This is a genomic window from Mesorhizobium sp. LNHC252B00 (assembly GCF_000502955.1).
In the GTDB taxonomy this organism is placed as follows: Bacteria; Pseudomonadota; Alphaproteobacteria; order Rhizobiales; family Rhizobiaceae; genus Mesorhizobium.
On the sequence record NZ_AYWO01000003.1, the window covers coordinates 280,402 to 304,308 of the forward strand.

Genomic DNA, 23,907 nt, shown 5'->3' on the forward strand with positions numbered 1-23,907 from the left:
ATGTCCGATATTCAATATGTTCGGCGCACAATTGAGGCTTTCCGCCGGCCAGCCAGGCTCGCGATGGCCAGCGCCAGGCACATCAGGCCGAGCGTGATCGGCAGCCCGCCGGCGCCCAGAATATCCATGGCGCCGCCCGCCAGCGGCGGCACGGCGATGCCGCCGACGCCCCACATCAAGGAGAATGCTGCGTTGCCGGCGACCAGTGTCGAGCCTGTGAAGCGCTCGCCGAGCTCGATGATCGACATCGTGTAGATGCCGTAGGAAACAGCACCCCAGACGAAAATCATCGGCCAGATCAGCGGCGTCTCGATGAGCAGCGGCAGAAGCACGCAGCCGAGCACCGTCAGCGCAACACAGGCAAGCCGCACCAGGTGTGCGGAAAGCCTTTCCGCCAGCAATCCGAGCGGCACCTGCATGGCGATGTTGCCGGCGATCATCAACGACAACAGCGCTGACATGCGGGCTTCGGCGATGCCGTGATGAGTGCCATAGACCGGCAGCAGGGCCAGCGCGCCCTGTTCGAAACCGGCGGCCACGATGACGGCAAACAAAAGCAGCCACGCCAGCGGCACGAAACCTAGGACGGAAACCTGATGCCCGGCCTCGTCGACCTTGGGCAAGCGCGGCAGCACCGAGGCCAGGCAGATGCCGCATAGCACGAAGGCGAAAATGCCGACGAGGAATGGCGGCCAGCCCTCCGTGCCGACGGCAAGCAGGCACAGCGGGCCAGCCGCGAAACCGGCCGAGATGATCGTCGAGTAAACGCCCATGACGCGACCGCGTCGCGCCGGCGGCGCCAGCGCGATCACCCAGATCTCGCTCAGCACGTAAAGCGGATTGGTGACGACGCCGATCAGGAAGCGCAGTGGAAACCAGAGATAAACATTCTGCGTCCAGCCGACCAGCGCCAGCACAACCGCAGAAAGCGCGGCACAAATGAGCGCCGTACGCCCTGCCCCGAACCGCCGCGCCAGCGACGGGATCAATGGCGACGACACGATGAAGCCGATCGGCGTCATCGCCGCCGAAAGGCCGATCATCGCTGGAGAAACGCCCTGGCGCTGCAGGATGAAACTCAGCAGCGGATAGGACAGGCCCTGCGCGATGGCGAACACAGATACGGTCGCGATCACGCCGGTGATACCAGCCCACTGCATCGTCTCGTCGTTCGATTCCGCCAGGTTCATTGTGCGCACCGCTATCGGGGTTGCAGGATTATCGATTGAGCTACGTGGTGGTCGCGACCATGCCGTCATCCGTGTGAAATGTGCTGGCCATCCGGCCGGCAAGCCCGACTGGCTACCGGTTCGATCCGGGGAAAGGAAGGGCCGGCCGGCGAAATCCGTTTGCGCCAACGGGGCAACGCATTTGGCCGCGCAACTGCCGTTCCGGTATGTCGCTTCCCTAGCCCTAGTGGTCGCCGCCTCCGCAATGGCTGGACAGCCGCCGGTCCATTATGCCGCCCGCTATCGCATCGTACGAGGACCACCATGACCGCCGCCCTACAACCAGCAGAACCGGCATTGGCCACCGATCGTGCCCGCCGCGGCGGCCGCGCCGGAAAGCGCGCCGGCGGCTCGGCCGCGTTCGAGCAGCCGGCTTTCCGCCAACTGAAAAACCCGCTGGCGCCGACCAGGCTGGTCTCCGACGACGAGCTGGAGTCGATCCACCTCGCTTCGTTGCGCGTGCTGCGGGAAATCGGCGTCGACGTTCTGCATGACGAAGCCCGCCGCATCATGAAGGCACATGGCGCCGACGTGCGCGACGGCAGCGAGCGCGTGCGCTTCGACAGCGACATGATCCTGGATCTGGTGTCGCACTGCCCGTCGGAATTCACCATCCATGCCCGCAATCCGGCGCACAATGTGCGCTTCGGCGGCAACAATGTGATCATCTCGATGATGGCGTCGGCGCCCAATTGCTCCGACCTCGATCATGGCCGCCGGCCCGGCAATCAGCAGGACTATCGCAACTTTCTAAAACTCGCACAGATGCACAACATCCTGAACTGCACGGGTGGCTATCCGGTCGAGCCGACGGATATCCATCCGTCCGTGCGCCACCTCGAATGCATCCGCGATCTCAGCGTGCTCACTGACAAGGTGTTCCACATCTATTCGCTCGGCAAGGAGCGCAATGTGGACGGCATCGAGATCGCAAGGATCGCGCGCGGCATCAGCCACGAGCAGCTGCTCGAAGAGCCGTCCGTCTTCACCATCATCAACACCAATTCGCCGCTCAAGCTCGATGTGCCGATGATGGAAGGCATCATCCAGATGTCGAGCAAGGGCCAGGTCGTCGTCGTGACGCCGTTTACCCTGTCGGGTGCCATGGCGCCGGTCACCATCGCCGGCGCGCTGGTGCAGCAGAACGCCGAAGCACTGTCCGGCATCGCCTTCGCCCAGATGGTGCGCAAGGGCGCGCCGGTCGGCTACGGCGGCTTCACCTCCAATGTCGACATGAAGTCCGGCTCGCCGGCCTTCGGCACGCCGGAATACATGAAGGCGCAGCTCGTCGGCGGCCAGCTTGCCCGCCGCTACAACATCCCCTACCGCACCTCCAACACCTGCGCCGCCAACACGGTCGACGCCCAGGCGGCTTATGAAAGCGTGTTCTCGCTGTGGGGTGCCATCCAGGGCGGCGGCAATCTGATGATGCATGCCGCAGGCTGGCTCGAGGGCGGCCTGCGCTGCTCCTACGAGAAGACCATTCTCGACATAGACCTGCTGCAGATGGTGGCTGAATTCCTGACCCCGCTCGACCTTTCCGACGAGGCGCTTGGCTTCGACGCGATCCAGTCGGTCGGTCCCGGCGGCCATTTCTTCGGCACCCAGCACACGCAGGACCGCTACAAGACCGCGTTCTACTCGCCGATCCTGTCCGACTGGCGCAATTACGAGACCTGGGCGGAAGCCGGCTCGCCGACGGCACTCGAAAAGGCCAACAAGGTCTGGAAGGAACGGCTCACGTCCTACGAAGAGCCCTACATGGACCCGGCCATCCGCGAGGAACTCAACGCCTTCGTCGCCAAGCGCCGGTCCGAGGGCGGCGCCCCGACCGATTTTTGATCATCTGTGTTGTTGATGAACAGTCGACCCCCACTCCGTCGAGCTGCGCTCGACACCTCTCCCCCGATCGACGGGGTAGAGGAAGGGCGCACGCCGCTCTCAATCGATTCATTCCCTTCAAAAACGGACCTATCTAGATGAAATCTCATGTAAAAGCGGTTGTGATCGGCGGCGGCGTCGTGGGCTGCTCGGTTCTCTACCATCTGGCCAAGGCCGGCTGGACCGACATCATGCTGATCGAGCGCTCGGAGCTTACCTCCGGCTCGTCCTGGCACGCGGCCGGTGGCTTCCATACGCTGAACGGCGACCCCAATGTCGCCAAGCTGCAGGCCTACACGGTGCAACTCTACAAGGAGATCGAGGAAATATCCGGCCAATCCTGCTCGCTGCATCTGACCGGTGGCGTGATGTTGGCCGATACGCCCGAACGCATGGACTTCCTCCGCCTTGCCCACGCCAAGGGCCGCTATCTCGGCATGGACACCGAACTGATCACCCCGTCCGAAGCCAAGGCGATGTTTCCGCTGATGGACGAAACCAATTTCGTTGGCGCCATGTGGGATCCGGTCGAAGGCCATCTCGATCCGTCCGGCACGACGATCGCCTATTCCAAGGCGGCCAAGAAACTCGGCGCCGAGATCGTGCTGCGCAACCGCGTCGTCGAACTGACGCAGGAGGTCGACGGCACCTGGAATGTCGTCACCGAACAGGGCACGGTGAAGGCCGAGCATGTCGTCAATTGCGGCGGCCTGTGGGCGCGCGAGATCGGCCGCATGGTCGGCGTCGAACTGCCCGTGCTGGCCATGGAGCACATGTATCTCCTGACCGAGCCGATGCCGGAGGTCGAGGAATTCAACAAATCGACCGGCCGCGAGATGATCGGCGTGCTCGACTTCAAGGGCGAGATCTACACGCGCCAGGAGCGCAACGGTATCCTGCTCGGCACCTATGAGAAGGCCTGCAAGCCGTGGTCGCCGGTCAACACGCCGTGGGATTTCGGCCACGAATTGCTGCCGCCCGACCTCGACCGCATCGCGCCGTCGCTGGAAATCGGCTTCAAGCATTTCCCCGGCATCGAGAAGGCCGGCATCAAGCAGATCATCAACGGCCCCTTCACCTTCGCGCTGGACGGCAACCCGCTGGTCGGCCCAGTGCAGGGCCTGACCAATTTCTGGTGCGCCTGCGCCGTCATGGCCGGTTTCAGCCAGGGGGGCGGCGTCGGCTTGGCGCTGTCGAACTGGATGGTTCATGGCGATCCCGGCTTCGACGTATGGGGCATGGATGTCACCCGCTTCGGCGAATGGGCCGGGCTGCGCTACACCAACGCCAAGGTGCGCGAAAATTATTCGCGCCGCTTCTCCATCCGCTTCCCCAATGAAGAACTCCCGGCCGCACGCCCGGCGCAGACAACGCCGCTCTACGACACCATGCTGGCCAACAACGCCGTCATGGGTGACTCCTGGGGTCTCGAGACACCGCTCTGGTTCGCACCGAAAGGCCAGGAGCCCAGGGATATCGTCTCCTTCCATCGCTCCAACGATTTTGGGCCGATCGGCGAGGAAGTGCGCGCCACGCGTGAGCGTGTCGGCGTCACCGAGATCGCCAACTTCGCCAAATACGAAGTGTCGGGACCGGCGGCGGAGGACTTCCTCAACCGGCTGATGACCAACCGCATGCCGAAGACCGGCCGCATCGTGCTGTCGCCGATGCTCAACGAATTCGGCAAGCTGATCGGCGACTTCACCATCGCCAAGGCCGCTGAAGACCGCTTCATGATCTGGGGCTCATCGGCGGCGCAGAAATACCACATGCGCTGGTTCGAGAAGCATTTGCCGAAGGACGGTTCGGTGCGCATCCACCGCTTCGACCAGACGCTGGTCGGCCTGTCGATCGCCGGACCGAAATCGCGGGATTTGCTACAGAAGCTGGTCGATATCGACATCTCGACCAAATCCTTCCGCTTCATGGATTTCCGCGAGATGGCGGTCGGCGGCGCGCCGTGCCTGGTCAACCGCATCACCTACACCGGCGATCTCGGATATGAGATCTGGATGGCGCCAACCTACCAACGCCTCGTCTATCATCAGATCAAGGATGCCGGCGAGGAATTCGGCCTCGTCGATTTCGGCATGCGGGCTCTGCTGTCGATGCGTCTTGAAAAGAACTTTCCGACCTGGTTCCGCGAGCTGCGGCCGATCTACGGACCGTTCGAAGGGGCGATGGACCGCTTCATCAAGCTGGAGAAGAACGATTTCATCGGCCGCGAGGCTGCCGCCAAGGAACACGCCGAGGGGCCGAAACTGCGCCGCGTTTCCTTCATCGTCGATGCCGCGGATGCCGATGTCATGGGCGACGAGCCGATCTGGGCCAGGGTCAGCAAGGATTACGGCACGGTTGAGAAGCCGCATGGCTATGGCGCGCCGCGCTTCGACACGGGCGGTAAGGAGATACGCGGCTCCAAGGCGGCCGAAGGCGCTTCGGCCGTGCGCGGCATCGTCGACGGCGACTGGCGCGTGGTCGGCTGGGTCACGTCGGGCGGCTATGCCCACTATGTCAGGAAGTCGATGGCGCAGGGCTACGTGCCGGCGGCTCTTGCCGAGGACGAAAGCGCGGGCCTGTTCGAAATCGAAATCCTCGGACATCGGCGCCCGGCCCGCATCAATGTCGCAGCACCCTTCGATCCGAGCGGCGAAAAGATGCGGACCTGAGGTTCGATCATGGACAGCGCGGGGCCAAAGGGCAGCTTTGGCCGGCATCGCAAGATCATGCCGTTCGAGCCGGGCTCGATCGAGGCGCTGCGCGACGCCTCCCGGCAGAAGGCGGCGGCGCTCAACCAGCATGTGCTGGGCTATGGCGCGCAGGCGGAGGCTGAATGGGCCGCGGCAGGCATTGCCGCTCCCGATCTGCCTGCGATGCGTCAATACCGGCTGGAGCGTATCCGCGCCGAGTTGAGGCGCCGCGGCTATGCCGGCGCCCTGCTCTACGACCCCGTCAACATCCGCTACGCGACGGACTCCACCAACATGCAGTCGTGGGTGGCGCACAATCCGACGCGGCATTGCTTCGTTGCCACCGACGGACCGGTGGTGCTGTTCGACTATTTCTCCTGCGAACACCTCTCCGACCATTCCGGCATCGTTGACGAGGTTCGCCCCGCTGTGTCGTGGATGTACCTCTATAGCGGCGAGCTTACGGAGCAAAAGGTCCGCCGCTGGGCCGCCGGCATCGCCGATCTGGTTCGGGAACATGGCGGCGCCAACAGCCGCATCGCAGTCGACCACATCAACCCTGAAGGCGTCGAGGAACTGGCGCGCCTTGGCGTTTCGATCGGCAATGGCGAGGCGGTGATGGAGAATGCGCGGCTGATCAAGTCGCCGGACGAAATCCTTGCCATGCGCCGCGCTATCGCAGCCTGCGAGGCGGCGATGGGGGAGATGGAACAGGCTCTGAAGCCAGGGATTTCCGAGAATGAGCTATGGGCCGAACTGCATCGCGGCAACATCGCCCGCGGCGGCGAATGGATCGAGACGCGGCTGCTGACGTCAGGCCCGCGCACCAATCCGTGGTTCCAGGAATGCTCGTCACGCAAAATTGTATCAGGCGATCTCGTCGCCTTCGACACCGACCTGATCGGTCCCTACGGCTTTTGCGCTGACCTATCGCGCACATGGCTGTGCGGCGATGCAAAGCCGTCCGACGAGCAGCGCGAGCTGTTTCGCATCGCCGCCGGCCAGATTGAGCACAACACGCGATTGTTGCAGCCCGGCATGTCGTTCCGCGACCTCGTCGAGCACTCGGCGGTGCCACCGGGAGACAGCTACCCGGCTCGTTACGGCGTGCTCTATCACGGGGTCGGTCTGGCCGACGAATACCCGACCTTGCCGCATGCCGGCGACTGGACGTCGGATACGCCGGATGGCGCGCTGGAACCGGGAATGGTGCTGTGCGCCGAAAGCTATATCGGCAGGCTTGGCGGGCGCGAAGGCGTGAAGATCGAGGAGCAGATCCTCATCACTGAGACCGGCAACGAGCAGCTTTCAACCTATCCGCTTGACCAGCGGTTGCTCGGGTAGGCCGGCAAGCGCCTCGCGCAGTGAGGTTACCGTCTTTTCCGGTGTCGTTGCGGCGGTGATGTAAGGCAGGCCCTTGCGCCGTCCCGTCCAACCAACGACCCTTACTTTCCGAGCTGCTGGCTCGAAGCGCTGCGCCAGCACCCAGCTCTCGCAGTCGATGGCCGCGACATCGGCCTTGCCCTCTGCAATTGCGACGATCGAGGAACGGTGCCCGCCGCTTTTGCTGCGCGAGGCAAAGAGGTCAAGGCTCTCGCCCATCGCCTCCAGGTCGCGCGTCAGTCCGATCAGGCCGGACATGGAATCGAGATTGTTGAAGGTGAAGCGCTTGCCGCGGATGCGATCGAGCGGGATCAGCGGGCCGCCGTCAGCTGGCGAGGCAACCGATGGCGCGCCATCCGCCAGCATGACGATGGCGCTGGAGTAGAGCTCGCCCTGCCCGCCTTCATAGCCGTCGTAGCTCGGCTGGCCGATCACCTGCACATGCCTGGACAGGCCAAGCTCCATCGGCCCCCAGCAGGTCTGCGCGAACAGCAGCGCCGGGTGCAGCCACAGTCTGTGAAAATCGAGTTCGTCCGGCGGCAATGTCGCCGGGTCGGACGCGATCAGTGCTCCCTGGGCATCGTGAATCCCGCCCGGCATCGGCGGCAGGTCACCATTGCGGCGCACGATGGTTTCCGGCGCGTCGATGGCCTTTTGCCGGAATGCATCGCGCAATCCCGCCCATTGAGCGTCGATCTGGGCGCGCACTTCAGGCCAATCATACATCGGCAACGCCGCAACCAATTCACTCATGACCGAATCTGACCACTATGTCTGGACTGAAGGGAACCGATCCCAGCCAGTCAATCAGGCAGCACCTGCCTGCCGCAAAACTCATTCCTTGGGCGGCTCGGCGGGAACCGGCGCGCTGCCAAGCCCGCTGATGCTGCGCGCCCTTACGCGCGGCTTGAACGCCCTGCCGGGCTCCGCTTGGCGCCGCAGTACCGGGTGCACGACCGGCTCCTTCGCCTTGAAGGCATAGGCCTTGATCAGCGCGAAATAGTTTGGATAGGCATAGCCATTGTTCATCCGCAGCCACTCGTCGCGACGGTCGCGAAACAGCTTTGGAAGCTGGTACCAGGCTACTGTCGGGCTCTTGTGGTGGATGAAATGCAGATTGTTGTTGAGGAACAGGAACGACAGCGGCGAGCGCTCGACGATCACCGTGCGGCCCTCCGGGTGTTCCGACCATTGATGCTCGGCAAACGTACGGATCGAAATCAGCGACTGGCCGAGCCAGACCGGCACGAGAATGTAAAGCCACAGCGGAATGCCGAAGCCGAACTGGACGATCGGCACCACGATGGCAAGCCCGATCGCGTGCAGCAGCCAAGCTCTGCGGACCACCTTCTCGCCGGCGATCATTTGCCTGGTGTCGTCGATGAAAAAACCGATGCATGACAGCCAGGGGCCGAGCACCAGACGGCCGGTCATGGTGTTGTTGATCCTGAGGAGAAACTTCATCGTCGGCGGCAGCTCTTCATGCTGCCACAGCGCCTGATAATAGCTTTCCGGATCGTCCAACGGGTCAGTCAGCCGCTCGTCGGCGTGGTGGCGCAGATGTATGGTCTTGAAGCGTCGGAACGGCCAGACCAGGCCGATCGGCAGGAAGACGAAGGCTTCGTTGACCCGCGCATTGCGCGTCGGATGACCGTGCAGCACTTCGTGCATGATCGAGGATTGGAGTGCGGCGGTGAAGGCGAGGACGGCGAGCGCGGGGATGGGGTATGATGGCCAGAGCAGGAAACCGGCGGCTAGCCATGTTGCGTAACAGAAGAAAGCGAGAGCCACTGTCGGCCATTCGATAGCCGGTATGCTTTGTCGCCTGATGCTCTTGCCCGTCATGCTATCGACCACTGCCCCTCAGTCGCCGGAACCCCAACTGGTTCCTGACAGCATTGTGTCAGGAGAAATGATTCCACTCAACGCGACAAAGTGCACAAGCTGTTGCGATTGCGCATTTTTGACCGCACATGTTATACATTGTAAACAGACTTAGGGATTCATTTACGCCTAGGGAGCGCTCGAAGACGCTTCGGCGCAAATTTTTCCTCAATCGGACCGGAGCACCGATATGGACAAGCGTGATCTGTCGACCATCTTTCGCGAACGCCTGAAAATGCTCTTGACACGCTCCGACCTCAATCAGTCGGCTTTCGCGACTGCGGTCGGCATCGATCGCTCGGCGCTGTCGCAGTTGCTGTCAGGCGCCTCGACCCGCCTGCCTCGCGCCGAGACGCTGCTCAACATCGCTGCCGAGTTCAAAGTGTCGCTCGACTGGCTTCTCGGCCTCAGCCAGGACGAGGGCCTCACCGGCGAAATCCGCGAGAGCCTCGAGATCGAGGAGGCACCCGATGGCTTCGATCGCACGCTGCTGGCCAAATGGCATGCCGAGGCCGCCGGCACCAAGATCCGCTACGTGCCGGCCGGCATTCCCGATCTCCTGCGCACCGAAGCGCTGGTCGAGTACGAAGCGGGCATCACCAACAAGAGCCGCCTGGCGCAGGCCGGCGAAACGCAATACCGCATCGACTATAACAGGCGGCCGGAAACCGACATGGAAGTCTGCATGCCGCGCCATACGCTGGAGATATTCGCGCGCGGGCTGGGCGTCTGGGATCGTTTCCCGGAAGCCGATCGGCGCGCCCAGCTGCTGCACATGGCGACCCTGCTCGACGATCTCTATCCGGCATTCCGGCTGTTTCTCTATGACGGGCGGATGCGCTATTCGATCCCCTACACAATCTTCGGGCCCTATCGCGCCGCCATCTATGTCGGCGACATGTATCTGGTGCTCAACGCCACGCAGCCGATCCAGACGCTGATCCAGCATTTCGACAATCTGATCCGCGCCGCCGACATCAACGCGCACGAGGCGGCAGGCTTCGCGCACAGACTGGCCGGCATGTCGTTCCCATCAGGCACTGTCTGAGCCTCGGGATTATGATTCCATGGGCGGACTGGATCCTGCCGTCACTGCTATTTCATTGACTGCACATAAAGACTTCTTTATATCCTTATTCGAATTCGAAACATGAGAGCCAATCCGATGACGACCACCAACCCGATCGATGCGCTGTTGGCTGAAAAGGGTGTGCTGCTCGCCGATGGCGCCACCGGCACCAATCTGTTCGCCATGGGGCTCGAGGCCGGCGAGGCGCCCGAACTGCTGAACGAGACGGCGCCCGACACCATCACAAGCCTGCACCAGAATTTCGTCGATGCCGGCGCCGACATCATCCTGACCAACTCTTTCGGCGGCACTCGTCATCGCTTGAAGCTGCACCATGCGCAGGACCGCGCGCATGCGCTGAACAAGCGCGCGGCCGAACTTGCGCGCGCCGTCGCCGACAAGGCCGGTCGCAAGGTGATCGTCGCCGGCTCGGTCGGCCCGACCGGCGAATTGCTGGTACCGCTTGGCGCCATGACCTATGACGAGGCGGTCGACGCCTTCGCCGAGCAGATCGAGGGCCTCAAGGCCGGCGGCGCCGAAGTTGCCTGGATCGAGACGATGTCGGCTCCCGACGAGATCCGCGCCGCTGCCGAGGCTGCCATCCGCGTCGGCCTGCCCTACACTTACACCGGCTCCTTCGACACCGCCGGCCGCACTATGATGGGTCTGCTGCCTAGGGATATCCACGGCGTCACCGATGGGTTGTCGCAGGCGCCGCTCGGCGTTGGTGCCAATTGCGGTGTCGGAGCATCCGATATCCTGGCCTCGCTGCTCGACATGACCGAGGCGAAGCCGGAGGCGACGGTGATCGTCAAGGGCAATTGCGGTATTCCTGAATTCCGCGGCACCGAAATCCATTATTCCGGCACGCCCGAACTGATGGCCGATTATGTCAGGCTCGCCGTCGATGGCGGCGCCAAAATCATAGGCGGCTGCTGCGGCACCTCGTTCCAGCACCTTGCCGCGATGCGCAAGGCGCTCGACGCCCACACCAAGGCGGATCGTCCGACCGTCGAAAAGATCGTCGAGCGCATCGGTCCGATGCGCAACAAGGTGGCGACGGAAAACACCGCCGAGACCAGTGAAGCCCGCCGCGAGCGCCGCCGCAGCCGCGCCTGATCCTGTGGGTCTTTTACTCGCTGTTGTCGGCGTAGCTCGACTGCGCCGACTTGAAATCGACCAAACTGTCGCTGCGCATCGTCATCAGCGCGCCGGATGAAGTCGGATCAGTGATCTGCTCCAGCATGATGCGGAAGCGGTCGTTGTTCAGCGCCGACATGGCGGTGTGGCGCGCCTGCGCGACATCGTCGCCGATGCGCCTGGATTCGGATGACGGGGCAGATGGAACCGCCGAAGCGTCTCGTGCCGGCGGCATCGAGTTGGCGATAGTCCTGATCTGCAATTTCGCCTCCTCAAGCCCCGTAGACCTATCCCGTGTAGCAAGGAGGAGGTTGCGATCCGGTACCGGAAATGCCGAGCAATTTAACGATCATGCAGGTTAACGCCGCGCTTCGGATCTGTTGAGATTCAGGTCAGACCGAGCCGAAAATGGTGGTTTTCGAGAACCGGAGTGGAGCGTACTTAAAGTACGCGAGCACCGGAAGCGCAGAGAACCTCCATTTGCAGGCCGGTCTCACCTGAATATCAATAGATCCGAAAAAAGGCCGGCAAGGGAATAACCCCTCACCGGCCTGCCTCACCCGCCCGTTGGTCGGTTCCCCTGTCGGAACGATCCCGTCTGAAGAAACCGGCCGTTATCACCGCTACCGGTTACCGCCCAGCGCCGAGGCAAGGCGCACAAGCGAGAGGAACTCGGACCTGTACCCAAACGGGTCGGCTCCTCGAGCGGCAGTGGCGATCTCCATGATCTTGTCGTAACCGAACTTCGCGGTCGCATCCTCGTCGCGCAGCTTCTGGCCGAAGGCGGCAACGGCGACAGAGAAGCGCTGGTCGGTGCTGGCCTGGTCGAAGGACGAAATCTCGTTGGCCGAGGTCACCGGCGTGGTGATCAGCTTCGAGACGTCTTCATTGGGCAGCTTGTAGCGTATCTTGACGAAGGCATATTCGTCCGCATTGGCAACGCCGCCATTGTCCACTGACGCCTGGCCATAGCGCAGCGGATCGATCTGCTCGCCACCGCTGCCATTCGGCGTGATCTCGTAGATCGCGGTGACGGAATGGCCCGAACCGATATCGCCGGCATCCACGCGGTCATTGTTGAAATCCTCGCGGTTCAACGCCCGGGTCTCATAGCCGATCAGGCGATATTCCGAGACCTTGTTCGGGTTGAACTCGACCTGGATCTTCACATCCTTGGCGATGGTGAACAGCGTCGAGGAGGCATCCTCGACCAGCACTTTCTCGGCCTCGGCCAGTGTGTCGATATAGGCGGCGGTGCCGTTGCCGTTCTGGGCGATGGTCTGCATCATCTGGTCGTTCAGATTGCCGCGGCCGAAACCGAACACCGACAGGAAGACACCGGTCTTGCGCTCGCTCTCGATCAGCCGCTTCAGATCATCGTCGTCGCTCTGGCCGACATTGAAGTCGCCGTCGGTGGCCAACATCACCCGGTTGACGCCATCCTTGACGAAGGATTTTTGCGCCAGCCTGTAAGCTTCCTTGATGCCCGCCTCGCCGGCCGTGCTACCACCGGGCGTCAAATTGTCGATGGCACTGAGTATCTTGTCCTTTTCGGACGCCTTGGTCGGCTCCAGGACTGTGCCCGCATCACCGGCATAGGTGACGATTGAGATGGTATCGTCAGCCTTCAGCTTGCTGACCAGCAGCTGGAAAGCCGACTTGAGCAGCGGCAGCTTGTCCGGCTCGTCCATCGAGCCCGAGACATCGATCAGGAAGACCAGATTGGCCTTCGGCTGCTCGGTCGGCTTGACGTCAAACCCCTTGATGGCGACATGCATCAGCCTGGTGTGTGTGTTCCACGGCGTCGGCATCACGCTGACGGTCGCGTTGAACGGCGTCGACGCAGACTCCGGTCCCTTCCAGTCATACGGGAAGTAGTTGATCATCTCCTCGACGCGCACCGTATCGGCCTGCGGCAGGGTGCCCTGCTTCAGCGAGCTGCGCACGAAGGAATAGGAGGCTGTGTCGACGTCGATCGAGAAGGTCGAGACCGGATCCTCGAGCGCGGCATGCACCGGATTGGTCTTGAAATCCTCGATGCGGTCGCGGTTCTCTTCCTGTGGCGCCAGCTGGTCGGCCGGCATGGTGGCGGGTTGCTGCGGCGCCACCAGCTTGGATTCGGCCTGGATACGGGCGGCACGCGACGTGCCATCGGCATTTGGAGATGGCATAAGGCCCGTCACCACTCTGCCAGACGGCGCGGCTCGGCTATCCAGTGCGAACTCGCCCGTCGGGGCTGGCGCCGGAGGTGCAATGTTCATCTTTCCAGCGTTAGCGGCGTCCTGGCGGGGAGCGCCCGTCGCCGATTCCTGCTGTGTCGCACCGCCGGTAACGGTCGATTCGGATTTCGGCGGCGAGGTCGGCGCCACGAGCGCATCGGTGGCGTCGCGGCTTTCCACATCGGCGTCGGTCTTCTTGTCTTTCTCCAACTCGGTGCGAGCCGGCTTCGGCTCGGCCAACGGCTTCACGATCGCCGGCTTGTCGGCCAGTGTCTCGCTGATCTTCTCGTCGCCGCCGAACTTAGGCGGCTGTTCCCTCAGCAGATGGAAGGTGGCGTATCCGGCGATCGGCAGGGCGACGAGCCCTGCAAGGGCCGGTGTGGCGATGAGTTTCTTTTGCATGATCTCGCTCCAGAGCTTTTGTGCTCGCTCTGTGAGACGAAGCCCGCCAACCGTTCCTTGGGTGACAGCAGAAATATTTTCCTGATCGTATGCGCGCAGAGCAGCTTCGAAGGCACGGGCCTTCGCGCTCCCGCCCGGCGCCGGCGCCGCGATATCGCGCAGTCTCTTGAGTTCGTTGTCGTCGACCATGGTCACACTTCCCCGGCCGTGCGCATCAGCGTCTTCAGCCGTTTCTTCGCTTCATGGATGTGCCAGGAAACCGTCGTCTCCGAGATCGCCATCGCCTCGGCGGCGGCCGCGTGGCTCAATCCTTCGCCATAGACCAGCAGCACCGCGTCGCGTTGCTTGTCCGGCAATTGCCGCACCGCTGCCCAAAGCGCATCGGCCGGGTCTTCCGGTTCCGCCGAAGCCTCGCCCGCGATCAGCGCATGGATGCCATAGGCCTCGGTCTTGATAGTCTCGCGCGCGGTCTTGCGCATCATGTCTCGCGCGGCGTTCATCGTCACGGAATAGAGCCATGTCGTGAAGGCGCCGCCGCCGCGATAATCGCGGATCGCCTTGCCCAACCGCACGCAGACTTCCTGGGCGATGTCTTCGGCGTCCGCCTTCTTGCCGCACCAGCGATAGGCGGCGCGATAGACGAAGTCATAGTGCCTTTCCAGCAATGTGCCGAAGGCCCCCCTGTCTCCGCCCTTCGCACGCCCTATCAGTTCGGCGTCGGAGGCTTCGCTTTCATCCAGCATCATCGCCATCATTTGCCTGTTGGACGAAGGCTAATGGCGATTCCTTTGGGCAATGGAAAGATTTTTTTGGAAACAGCCGGATCGTGACCATCAACGCCCGCTTGACACATCTATATCTCGGCGGTTATACGTCAAATCAATAGCTGGTGAGTTATCAATCCAATGACCAACGCTCATGATGTCCTCTTCAGGACGCTCTCCGATCCGACGCGTCGGGCGATCTTCGAGCGCCTGTGCCGCGAGGGTGAACAGACGGTGGGGGCGTTGACGGCTCAATCCGGCGTGTCACAGCCGGCGGTGTCGAAACATCTCGGTCTGCTCAGGCAGGCCGGGCTGGTGCGCGATCGCCATGAGGGACGGCAGACCCACTATAGCGCCCAGCTCGCAGCGCTTTCCCCACTGACCGATTGGACGAACCAGATGAACGCGTTCTGGCAGAGCCGGTTCGACGACCTCGAAAATTTGCTCAAAAGAATGGACCAATGACCAACACTGCAACCGAAACGCGCTCCGTCGTCGTCGAACGCGAGATACCTTATCCGGCGGAAAAGATCTGGCGCGCGCTCACCCAACCGCATCTGATCGAGGAGTGGCTGATGAAGAACAACTTCAAGCCAGTCGTGGACCACCGGTTCAATCTCAGCGCCGACTGGGGCGGCGTCACCTGTCAGGTCCAGACAGTCGAGCCCAATAAGACGCTATCCTACACCTGGGATACCAAGGATCTCGAGAGCGTGGTCACCTGGACGCTTACCGCTACGAGCAAGGGGACCCATCTGCGCATGGAGCAGACGGGCTTCCGGTCGGATCAGCAGCCTTACTTCCGCGGCGCCACGGTAGGCTGGCAAAGGTTCCTCACTGCCCTGGAGGATGTGCTGGCGCGGCTGGATTGAAACTGTCGGCAAGCGGATCGCTGGTCCGCTTCGGCTCGCCTGACGGGAGGTCTCATTGGACTGGAACAAATGGATCCGGCAAATTCATCGCTGGCTGTCGATCATCTTTACGCTGACCGTCATCGCCAACTTCGTCACCATGGCATTCGGGCAGCCTCCCGCTTGGGTGGTCTACTCACCACTGTTGCCGCTCTTCCTGCTGCTGTTCAGCGGTCTGTACATGTTCGTGCTGCCCTATGCCGCCAACCGCGCGCAGCATGCGGGCGGATAGGAGTGGCAGAATGGCCAAGACGCCGGGACAATCGACCAAGGCCAGCGCCGCACCGGTCCTGCTGTCGGGCGGCAACCCGCAGATAGCCAAAGGCGACGGCGACGCCCCGGTGCAGGCATACATCGCCGCAATGCCGGGCTGGAAGCGCGGCCTAGGCGAGCGCCTCGACGCACTCATCCAGCGCAACGTGCCTGACGTGCGCAAGGCCGTGCGATGGAACTCGCCATTCTACGGCATCGAGGGCCAGGGCTGGTTCGTGTCGTTCCATGTCTTCACCCATTACGTGAAGGTGACCTTCTTCAGCGGCACGTCATTGCGGCCGATCCCGCCCGGCGGCACGGCAAAGAGCAAGGATGTGCGCTGGATCGACATCCGCGAAGACCAGTTCGACGAGGCGCGGATGGCGGACTGGGTGAAACAAGCCGCGGCCCTGCCCGGCTGGATCCCGCAGCGACCGAATACGACAGAGGAGAAAGAGCGATGAAGATCAAGCTGACCAGCGTCTACGTGGACAACCAGGAAAATGCACTGCGCTTCTATACCGACGTGCTCGGCTTTATCAAGAAAGCCGATTTCAGCAATGGGCCCTATCGCTGGCTGACCGTTGCATCTGCCGAAGAACCCGACGGGACCGAGCTGCAGCTCGCGCTCAATGACAACCCGGCCGCCAAGGCCTATCAGGAAGCCATCTTCAAACAGAGCCAGCCCGCGGTTATGTTCTTCACCGACGACGTCAAGGGCGACCATGAGCGCATCAAGGCGAAGGGCGCAGCATTCACGATGGCGCCGACCGAGGTCACGGGTTCAACGATCGCCCAGCTGAACGACGGCTGTGGTAACCTCGTTCAGATCACCCAGCTGGCGCGCTGGTAAGGCGGCAATTGAAAACGCGTCAAAGCGCAGGAAGGCACACAATGAGCCCATCCGAACAGATCGACCAGCTGATCGCCGGCCTCACTGACTGGCGCGGCGAGACGCTCGCCGGCATCCGCAAGACCATCCTTGCAGCCAACCCGGACATCGTCGAGGAATGGAAGTGGATGGGCAGCCCGGTATGGTGCCTCGACGGAAACATCGTGGTCGGCAACGCGCACAAGGACAAGGTGAAGCTCACCTTTTCCCATGGCGCCAGCCTGCCCGATCCAGACAAGCTGTTCAACAACGGTTTTGGCGGCAAGGTGTGGCGGGCAATCGACATCTTTGAGGGCGATAAGCTCGATGAGGATGCCCTGAAAGAGCTCGTCCGTGCCGCTATCGACTACAATCAGGCCAAAAAGAAGAAGAAGGCGCCGGTGGTTACTGGAGCAAAGCCACAGAAGTAAAACTACCAAGCCCGTCGTGGATCGGCGCTAAGCTGCCTGCCCCGCCACCCAGCCCGACGACCATGCCCATTGGAAATTATAGCCGCCCAGCCAACCCGTGACATCGACGACTTCGCCGATGAAGAACAGGCCCGGCACGGATTTCGCCTGCATCGTCTTCTGGTCGAGTCCGTTGGTGTCGACCCCGCCCAGCGTCACTTCGGCGGTGCGGTAGCCTTCTGAACCGGCCGGCTTGATGCGCCATTCATTGACCGCGGCGGCGACGGTTTTGATCTGGGCGTCAGAAAGATCGGCGAGGTTACCGTCGAGCCCGGTTCGCTCAGCGATCGATTGTGCAAGCCGCTTCGGCAGATGATTTGCCAGCACTGTCTGCACCGCTTGCCGTCCATTGCCGTGCTTGGCGGCGCGAATGAGGTCCGCCACATCCATCCCCGGCAGCATGGCGACGCGGATTTCATCGCCCTCGCGCCAATAGGACGATATCTGCAGGATGGACGGTCCGCTGACGCCGCGATGCGTGAACAGCATCGCTTCAGCGAACCGCGTGCTGCCGCAGGCGACTTCCGCGTCGACGGCGTTGCCAGCCAGGGGCGCCAACCGCTCGAGCGTGTTGGCGTCGAAGGTCAGCGGTACCAGCGCCGGCCGCGTTTCGACAACAGCAAGGCCAAACCGTTCCGCAAGCTCATAGCCGAAACCGGTCGCCCCCATCTTGGGGATCGACTTGCCGCCACAGGCCACAACAACGGACTGGCAAGTGACCGTGCCCGTGGAGAGGGTGAGCATAAACCCCTCGGCGGTTTTGCGGACATCCTCAACCTTGGTCGACAGTGCCAGCTCCACGCCCCTGCCCTGCATTTCCGAGACCAGCATGTCGATGATCTGGCGTGCGGAGCCGTCGCAGAACAACTGCCCAAGCGTCTTCTCGTGGTAGGCAATGCGGTGGCGTTGGACGAGCGCGATGAAATCGCGCTGTGTGTAGCGGCTGAGCGCCGAAATGCAGAAATGTGGATTGCCCGAGAGAAAATTTTTCGGGCTGGCATGGATGTTGGTGAAATTGCACCGGCCGCCGCCGGAGATGCGGATCTTTTCGCCAGGCATTGCCGCGTGATCGAGGATCAGCACCGAACGGCCGCGTTTGGCCGTCTCCACGGCGCACATCATTCCGGCGGCACCCGCGCCGATGATCACGACATCATAGGATTGCATCAGCTATTCGTTCCCGCTCGACCCGCTCATCCGGGGCCGCGCCATTTGTGCTGCCTGATACAGCGAACGAGACGGGCAGCCAACAGGCAAGAACAGCCGCGGAAGAGCAGAGCTAGTAGGCGCTGCCTGGGAGCGGCGGCAAGGTGAAAATCATCTGCCGCCGCCGCTCATTCTTCGTTCCATCGGTCGTGCGGTCGTAATCGCATGGCGCTCCGCGCAGGGCGATCTGTGCGATCAATGGAATAGGCCACGTCGCTATGACGGTGCGCGCAGATAGTCATCTTCTGACCTGGCAGTGAATCCCGACATTAGACGAGCGTCTCGGCGAAGAACTCCGTCAATCGCTTCCAGTGGCGCTCCGCACCTACGGCATTGAAAGCGCTATGGTCGGGCACACACCAGCCATGCGCCACGCCGACGTAGTTCTCGATGAGGTAGTCGACGTCCGCCACCCTGAGCGCCTCGGCCAGTCGTGCCGACTGTTCCGGCGGGAAACTTCTGTCGGTACCCGACATGCCGACATAGACCCGCGCCTTGATGGAGGCTGCCTTGCGATGCGGGCTGTCGGCGGCATCGCTGGCCAGATTGCCGCCGTGGAAGCTCGCCGCGGCCCTTATCCTGTCCGGATAGGTCGCGGCGGCATTCAGTGCCCGGCCGCCACCCATGCAAATAGCCAACGGTGCCGATGCGTCCAGTGATGCCTTCAGCAGCCAGAGCGTCGAGGAATGCACCGCTGTCGCGGATGGTCATCTCCTGCGTCGTACCACTGACCAGCGCCGTCAGCGCTGCCTTGGTGTTTTCCTCGACGAAGGCGGTCTTGGCGTCGAACGGCCCGTAAGGCGCATTTCGGTAGAACAGGTCCGGCACCAGCACTGCATAACCTTCATTGCCAGCCGCTCGGCCATGCTGACGAGCGCCGGCCGCGGACCGAAAGCGTCCTGATAAAGAATGACGCCGGCCTTGGTCGAAGATGCCTTTGCCGAACGGAAAAGCCCTGCCTTGGCAACGCCATCCCTGGTCTCGATGTGAAGGTGTTGTTTCGTCATCGCCCGGCTCCGTTCGGTTGTCGTGCGATACATATCCGGCCAAGCCGATACGGCAAGGCGCTCTCTAAACCTGGTAGTCAACATATCGTGCGGGATTGGGTGTCGGCCTACAGCCCCGCGAATGCCGCCATGTGGAAGACTTGAACTTCCGCGGGATAGCGATAGGCCGTGGCATAGGGACAGGCATTGCGATCGAGGCAGCCGCCGGCACGGCACGGTTCGCCGTCCGCCCCTCGTACATGCGCCAAGCAGGACTGATAGGCGAATCCTTGCGGGGAATAAGCAGCGACCGGACAGGATTTTAGGCAGGGCTTTTCGACACAGGTATCGCAAAGGTGGGGCGCTGCCTCGGCGGCCCGAACCGGAAGCTCGTCCTCGAACAGCAGCGCGCCGCGATAGGCGTGCCAGAGCCCGTATTGCGGATGCATGAGGATACCGAGCGGTGAAGGCTTCAGCCCCTCCGCTCGCATCGCCCATTGCTGGAACGGCAGGTAAGGCTTGTCGGAAGGCGAAACGGCGCGCGCCCCGAATGTCTTCGCCACGGCACCGATCGCTTCGCGCGACCAGCTGTCGAGCGGATTGGCGATTTTCTGTGGTTGCTGTTCGCGCCAACGCATGAAATACGGCCAGGGAGCGGCACCCGCCTGCCCCACCAGCAGAATAGCTCTGGCCGGCGCGCCCGATGGTCCCCTTGGCGAGGCTTCGCCAGGCGCAAAATTGAAACCGCCGCGAAGAACGAGGCCGTTGGCGAGAAACGCCCCAGCGATGCTGTCAACGCTGCAGGCAGGCGTAGTCATTCCTTCTTGACCGGATCGGAGAAAGCGCTCCGCCAGACTTCCTTGTGAATGATGTTGGCGACTTTAGCCCCGCCTGACTCGGGCTCCTTTCAAGTGAAGGCGTCGGGCATCGATCCCTTCTTCTTGGCGATGAAGTCCTTCAAGGCTTCGTCGATGCTCGGATCGAGGTGCGGCGCCTCGTAGCTCTCCAGCCAGCGGCGGGCAAGCTCGTTGGCTCGCTGCGGCGCTGTCTTCTCGCCTTCGGCCAGCCACTGCTCATAGGAATTGTTGTCGGCGATATTGGAGCGATAGAAGGCGGTCTGGAAATTGGCCTGGGTGTGGTCGCAGCCGAGATAGTGGCTGCCCGGCCCGACCTGGCGGATCGCATCCATCGCCTGGCCGTTTTCCGACAGATCGATGCCCTCCGAGAATTTCTGCGTCATCCCGAGTTGGTCGATATCCATCATGAATTTTTCATAGCAGGACGCGAGCCCGCCCTCGAGCCAGCCGGCAGAGTGCAGCACGAAATTGGTGCCGGCCAGGATGGTCGAGTTCAACGTGTTGGCGCTTTCATAGGCTGCCTGAGCATCCGGAACCTTGGACGCGCAGAGCGAGCCGCCGGTGCGGAACGGCAGGCCGAGACGGCGCGCCAGCTGTGCCGCGCCATAGGAAACCAGCGACGGCTCCGGCGTGCCGAAGGTCGGCGCGCCCGACTGCATCGAGATGGACGACGCGAAGGTGCCGAACAGCACCGGCGCGCCCGGCCGGATCAGCTGCGTGAACGATGCACCGGCCAGCACCTCGGCCAGAACCTGCGTCAGCGTGCCGGCCACCGTCACCGGGCTCATCGCGCCGGCAAGGATGAATGGCGTGACGATGCAGGCCTGGTTGTGGCGCGCATAGACTTTCAGCGCGCCGAGCATGGTCTCGTCGAACACCATCGGCGAGTTGGCGTTGATCAGGCTGGTCAGCACCGTGTTGTTCTCGACGAAATCGTCGCCGAACACGATCTTGGCCATGGCGACGGTGTCTTCGGCGCGCTCCGGCGCGGTCACCGAACCCATGAATGGCTTGTCGGAATATTTGATGTGGCTGTAGATCATGTCGAGATGGCGTTTGTTGACCGGCACGTCGACCGGCTCGCACACAGTGCCGCCCGAATGGTGGATCGACGGCGCCATATAGGCGAGCTTCACGAAATTCCGGAAATCCTCGATCGTCGCGTAACGCCTGACACCATCGAGGTCACGCACGAAGGGCGGACCGTAGACCGGCGCGAAGACCGTGGCATTGCCGCCGATCTGCACCGAGCGCTCGGAATTGCGGGCGTGCTGGGTGTAGACGGACGGTGCGGTCCTGAGCAGCGAACGGCAAAGCCCTTTCGGAAAGTGCACGCGCTCGCCCTTGACGTCGGCGCCCGCCTCTTTCCAGAGCTGCAGCGCTTCGGCGTCATCGCGGAAGATGATGCCGATCTCCTCGAGCACCGTGTCGGTGTTCTTCTCGATCAGCGCCAGGCCTTCCTCATCCAGCACCTCATAGATGTTGATCTTGCGCTTGATGTAGGTGAGCTGGGTGCCGGGGCCACCGCCCGAACGTGCTGCGCGCCGGGCAGCAGCACCGCCGCTAGCGCCGCGCCCGCGTCGCGCGTTTGACGCTTCCTGATCGACTGCCGCGTGTTCGCTCATGGTCGTTCTTCCCTGAATTTGTTCTTGTCTGGAATCCGTAGCGACTGCCTCTCGCCGCTTCCTGCCAGATCGTAGCCATGCACCCTATTCGAAACGGCCCGCCAGCGCCAACGCCTGTCGCAAAATCGACAAGAATTGCAAGAGATTTGCGGTCGCTTTCCTTTTGCGGGAAGTCGCAAATCAGCTATGGATACATGCCCCTAGCGGGTTAGGAATGACCGTGAATATTTGGTGCCTTGCGACGCAGTCGCGATGCCGGCAGGAGTTCGATACAAATGTCCGACGACGAGATCATCCTTTCCGAACTTTCCGACGACGAGTTGGTGCAGCAGATGCACGACGATCTCTATGACGGGCTGAAGGAAGAGATCGAGGAAGGCACCAACATCCTNAAGGCATGCGCATCGTCGGCGAGGATTTTCGCGACGGCATCCTGTTCGTTCCCGAAGTGCTGCTGTCGGCCAATGCGATGAAGGCCGGTATGTTCATCCTGCGTCCGCTGCTCGCCGCCACTGGTGCGCCGAAGCAGGGCAAGATGGTGATCGGGACCGTCAAGGGCGACATCCATGACATTGGCAAGAACCTTGTCGGCATGATGATGGAGGGCGCCGGCTTCGACGTCATCGACCTCGGCATCAACAATNGGCGCCGATGCCTACTGCCGCGACGCGGCGGTGGCGGTCGAGACCGCCAAGGATTACATGAAGCGCAAGCACAACGTTCGCGCTTCGGCCTGAGCCGGCCCCGAAATGCTCCATGAAAGAAGCCGCGCCTTGCAGCGCGGCTTTTTTGTCCCCAGATGATGAGGAAGGCTGCGCGTGGATCAAGGCTTGGTGACGGTGTCCTCGACTGCCTTGGCCGTCGACTTGACGTCCTTGCCGACGCCGCGGACAGTGTTCGCGCAAGCCGTAAGGGCTAGCGCGCAGGCCAATATGGCAATCGGCGCGATGCGTAGCAGTTTCATGAACGGTGTCTCCCTCAATAGATAAATCAGCGCCACAGCAACGAAAGCCGACCCGACTGGTCCCATGGCAAAGACGCAAATAACGAAACCGAATCAAGACGACAGGCTGCTCGTTATCGCCTGTGGGATGATTGCGCGCGAGGTTCTGGCCGTCAAGGAGCAGCTCAAGCTCGATCATCTCGACCTGACTTGCCTGCCGGCGGAGTTCCATTTCTATCCGGACCGCATAGCGCCGGCCATGGACAATGCGATCGAAAAGGCCAGGGCGGACGGCTATCAGCACATCTTCGTTGGCTATGCCGATTGCGGCACGGGCGGCATGCTCGACCGCGTCTGCGAGAAGCATGGCGTCGAGCGCATGGCAGGGCCGCACTGCTTCGCCTTCTACCAAGGCATGGACGCCTATACGAAGGTCGCCGACGACGACATGATGTCGTTCTACATGACCGACTTCCTGTGCCGTCAGTTCGACGCCTTCTTCATGAAGCCGCTCGGCCTCGACAAGCACCCGGAGCTGATCAAGGATTATTTCGGCAATTACGAGAAGCTGATCTATCTCGCCCAGACCGATGATCCGGAGCTCGACAAGGTAGCCGAAAAGGCTGCGAAAATGCTCGGTCTGGTCTATGAGCGCCGCGCCACCGGCTATGGCGATCTGACGGCCGGAGTGGCGCAGGCCGCTGCCGGCACCGGCTAGGCCGCCCCGCGCGGCGCCGTAGACCCGGTCGATCGAGGAAAATATCGTCCAGCCCTTTCGCGCGTAGGGGCCCGGAAAATCCGGGAAATTGCGCACTACGACCGACGGAGCATCGGCGATCAGAGCGCTGCTCGCCGGCGGCCACCGCCGCGTCGAGCAGGTTGAGCGTGCCTTGCACATTGGTGGCGACGAAATCGCTGTTTGCGCGGCTCTCTATGTTGGGCTTGTGCAGCGCGCCGCTGTGAATGATCGCGTCGATCTGGTTTTCCCTGACCGTCCGCATGACAAGGTCGCGATCAGCGATCGAGCCGACAAGGCGCTTCTCCGCGGATGGCGCAGGATCGAGCCCGATGACGTCATGCCCAATCGCGCGCAGGCGCGGTGCCAGTGCGCTGCCCAACTAACCC

22 protein-coding genes and 3 pseudogenes are annotated in these 23,907 nt (G+C 62.3%); 13 read left to right on the forward strand and 12 right to left on the reverse strand.

Annotation, left to right across the window (positions count from 1 at the left end; translation table 11 throughout):
* Window positions 1–11: 11 nt before the first annotated feature.
* On the reverse strand, window positions 12–1,190 hold the full coding sequence (locus X744_RS163925) for an MFS transporter (RefSeq protein ID WP_023757723.1): 1,179 nt from the start codon (window positions 1,188–1,190) through the stop codon (window positions 12–14).
* 303 nt (window positions 1,191–1,493) lie between these two features.
* On the opposite strand from X744_RS163925, the gene X744_RS163920 reads away from it, so the two are divergent.
* The 3 genes from X744_RS163920 (at window position 1,494) to X744_RS163910 (ending at window position 7,144) form a co-directional block, all read left to right on the forward strand.
* Complete coding sequence (locus X744_RS163920) at window positions 1,494–3,071, forward strand: trimethylamine methyltransferase family protein (protein WP_023757724.1); 1,578 nt, start codon at window positions 1,494–1,496, stop codon at window positions 3,069–3,071.
* A 137-nt stretch (window positions 3,072–3,208) separates the two neighbouring features.
* Entirely contained in the window at window positions 3,209–5,779 is a 2,571-nt protein-coding gene (locus X744_RS163915; protein WP_023757725.1) for an FAD-dependent oxidoreductase, read from the forward strand.
* 9 nt (window positions 5,780–5,788) lie between these two features.
* The gene (locus tag X744_RS163910; protein WP_023757726.1) at window positions 5,789–7,144 is read left to right on the forward strand and encodes a Xaa-Pro peptidase family protein; all 1,356 of its coding nucleotides are present in this window, start codon (window positions 5,789–5,791) and stop codon (window positions 7,142–7,144) included.
* Here the strand turns inward: X744_RS163910 and X744_RS163905 are convergent.
* Window positions 7,109–7,936 carry a PhnD/SsuA/transferrin family substrate-binding protein gene (locus X744_RS163905; RefSeq protein ID WP_023757727.1) on the reverse strand — a complete coding sequence of 276 codons (828 nt, stop codon included), beginning with the start codon at window positions 7,934–7,936 and terminating at the stop codon, window positions 7,109–7,111. The two genes, X744_RS163910 and X744_RS163905, sit on opposite strands and share 36 nt — an antisense overlap.
* Window positions 7,937–8,017: 81 nt before the next feature.
* On the reverse strand, window positions 8,018–9,028 hold the full coding sequence (locus tag X744_RS163900) for a fatty acid desaturase (protein WP_031259663.1): 1,011 nt from the start codon (window positions 9,026–9,028) through the stop codon (window positions 8,018–8,020).
* 229 nt (window positions 9,029–9,257) lie between these two features.
* On the opposite strand from X744_RS163900, the gene X744_RS163895 reads away from it, so the two are divergent.
* Together X744_RS163895 and bmt are read left to right on the forward strand one after the other, a co-directional pair.
* Window positions 9,258–10,115 (forward strand): helix-turn-helix transcriptional regulator, encoded by an 858-nt coding sequence (locus X744_RS163895; protein WP_023757729.1) that lies wholly within the window; start codon window positions 9,258–9,260, stop codon window positions 10,113–10,115.
* 117 nt (window positions 10,116–10,232) lie between these two features.
* Complete coding sequence (bmt, locus tag X744_RS163890; RefSeq protein ID WP_023757730.1) at window positions 10,233–11,255, forward strand: betaine--homocysteine S-methyltransferase; 1,023 nt, start codon at window positions 10,233–10,235, stop codon at window positions 11,253–11,255.
* Window positions 11,256–11,268: 13 nt separating this feature from the next.
* Here bmt and X744_RS1000000174335 read toward each other — a convergent pair whose 3' ends face one another.
* From X744_RS1000000174335 to X744_RS163875, 3 genes are all read right to left on the reverse strand, one after another.
* The gene (locus X744_RS1000000174335; RefSeq protein ID WP_023757731.1) at window positions 11,269–11,538 is read right to left on the reverse strand and encodes a hypothetical protein; all 270 of its coding nucleotides are present in this window, start codon (window positions 11,536–11,538) and stop codon (window positions 11,269–11,271) included.
* Between the two features lie 361 nt (window positions 11,539–11,899).
* On the reverse strand, window positions 11,900–14,086 hold the full coding sequence (locus X744_RS163880) for a VWA domain-containing protein (protein ID WP_023757732.1): 2,187 nt from the start codon (window positions 14,084–14,086) through the stop codon (window positions 11,900–11,902).
* 2 nt (window positions 14,087–14,088) lie between these two features.
* Window positions 14,089–14,649: an RNA polymerase sigma factor gene (locus X744_RS163875; protein ID WP_023757733.1), complete on the reverse strand. Its 561-nt coding sequence runs from the start codon at window positions 14,647–14,649 to the stop codon at window positions 14,089–14,091.
* A gap of 153 nt (window positions 14,650–14,802) precedes the next feature.
* Here X744_RS163875 and X744_RS163870 point away from each other — a divergent pair, with 153 nt between their 5' ends.
* From X744_RS163870 to X744_RS163845, 6 genes are read left to right on the forward strand one after another with little or no spacing between them, the layout of a single operon-like run.
* Window positions 14,803–15,126, forward strand: a complete 324-nt coding sequence (locus tag X744_RS163870; RefSeq protein WP_023757734.1) for a metalloregulator ArsR/SmtB family transcription factor — start codon at window positions 14,803–14,805, stop codon at window positions 15,124–15,126.
* On the forward strand, window positions 15,123–15,533 hold the full coding sequence (locus X744_RS163865) for an SRPBCC domain-containing protein (protein WP_023757735.1): 411 nt from the start codon (window positions 15,123–15,125) through the stop codon (window positions 15,531–15,533). The genes X744_RS163870 and X744_RS163865 overlap by 4 nt, the downstream gene beginning before the upstream one ends.
* A gap of 55 nt (window positions 15,534–15,588) precedes the next feature.
* Entirely contained in the window at window positions 15,589–15,804 is a 216-nt protein-coding gene (locus tag X744_RS163860; protein WP_023757736.1) for a hypothetical protein, read from the forward strand.
* 10 nt (window positions 15,805–15,814) lie between these two features.
* Window positions 15,815–16,288: a DUF1801 domain-containing protein gene (locus X744_RS163855; RefSeq protein ID WP_023757737.1), complete on the forward strand. Its 474-nt coding sequence runs from the start codon at window positions 15,815–15,817 to the stop codon at window positions 16,286–16,288.
* Window positions 16,285–16,677: a VOC family protein gene (locus tag X744_RS163850; protein ID WP_023757738.1), complete on the forward strand. Its 393-nt coding sequence runs from the start codon at window positions 16,285–16,287 to the stop codon at window positions 16,675–16,677. The genes X744_RS163855 and X744_RS163850 overlap by 4 nt, the downstream gene beginning before the upstream one ends.
* A 41-nt stretch (window positions 16,678–16,718) precedes the next feature.
* A complete protein-coding gene (locus tag X744_RS163845) occupies window positions 16,719–17,126 on the forward strand; it encodes a DUF1801 domain-containing protein (protein WP_023757739.1) in 408 nt (135 codons plus the stop codon).
* Between the two features lie 27 nt (window positions 17,127–17,153).
* On the opposite strand, the gene X744_RS163840 is transcribed toward X744_RS163845, so the two are convergent.
* The 4 genes and pseudogenes from X744_RS163840 to X744_RS163830 all read right to left on the reverse strand — a co-directional run bounded on the left by X744_RS163840 (window position 17,154) and on the right by X744_RS163830 (window position 21,839).
* Window positions 17,154–18,332, reverse strand: coding sequence for an NAD(P)/FAD-dependent oxidoreductase (locus tag X744_RS163840; protein ID WP_023757740.1), 1,179 nt, complete (start codon window positions 18,330–18,332; stop codon window positions 17,154–17,156).
* A 308-nt stretch (window positions 18,333–18,640) separates the two neighbouring features.
* A pseudogene (locus tag X744_RS01000000169290) lies at window positions 18,641–19,378 on the reverse strand (dienelactone hydrolase family protein).
* A gap of 107 nt (window positions 19,379–19,485) precedes the next feature.
* Window positions 19,486–20,175: a 4Fe-4S dicluster domain-containing protein gene (locus X744_RS163835; protein ID WP_023757742.1), complete on the reverse strand. Its 690-nt coding sequence runs from the start codon at window positions 20,173–20,175 to the stop codon at window positions 19,486–19,488.
* Window positions 20,176–20,264: 89 nt separating this feature from the next.
* A complete protein-coding gene (locus X744_RS163830) occupies window positions 20,265–21,839 on the reverse strand; it encodes a trimethylamine methyltransferase family protein (protein WP_023757743.1) in 1,575 nt (524 codons plus the stop codon).
* 275 nt (window positions 21,840–22,114) lie between these two features.
* Here X744_RS163830 and X744_RS01000000169295 point away from each other — a divergent pair.
* A pseudogene (locus tag X744_RS01000000169295) lies at window positions 22,115–22,576 on the forward strand (B12-binding domain-containing protein).
* Window positions 22,577–22,662: 86 nt separating this feature from the next.
* On the opposite strand, the gene X744_RS24620 reads toward X744_RS01000000169295, so the two are convergent.
* On the reverse strand, window positions 22,663–22,803 hold the full coding sequence (locus tag X744_RS24620; RefSeq protein WP_023757744.1) for an entericidin A/B family lipoprotein: 141 nt from the start codon (window positions 22,801–22,803) through the stop codon (window positions 22,663–22,665).
* Between the two features lie 64 nt (window positions 22,804–22,867).
* On the opposite strand from X744_RS24620, the gene X744_RS163825 reads away from it, so the two are divergent.
* The gene (locus X744_RS163825; protein ID WP_023757745.1) at window positions 22,868–23,500 is read left to right on the forward strand and encodes a DUF1638 domain-containing protein; all 633 of its coding nucleotides are present in this window, start codon (window positions 22,868–22,870) and stop codon (window positions 23,498–23,500) included.
* A gap of 178 nt (window positions 23,501–23,678) precedes the next feature.
* Here the strand turns inward: X744_RS163825 and X744_RS1000000174955 are convergent.
* Window positions 23,679–23,900, reverse strand: a pseudogene (locus X744_RS1000000174955) (NAD-dependent epimerase/dehydratase family protein); the annotation flags it as partial.
* Window positions 23,901–23,907 lie beyond the last annotated feature (7 nt).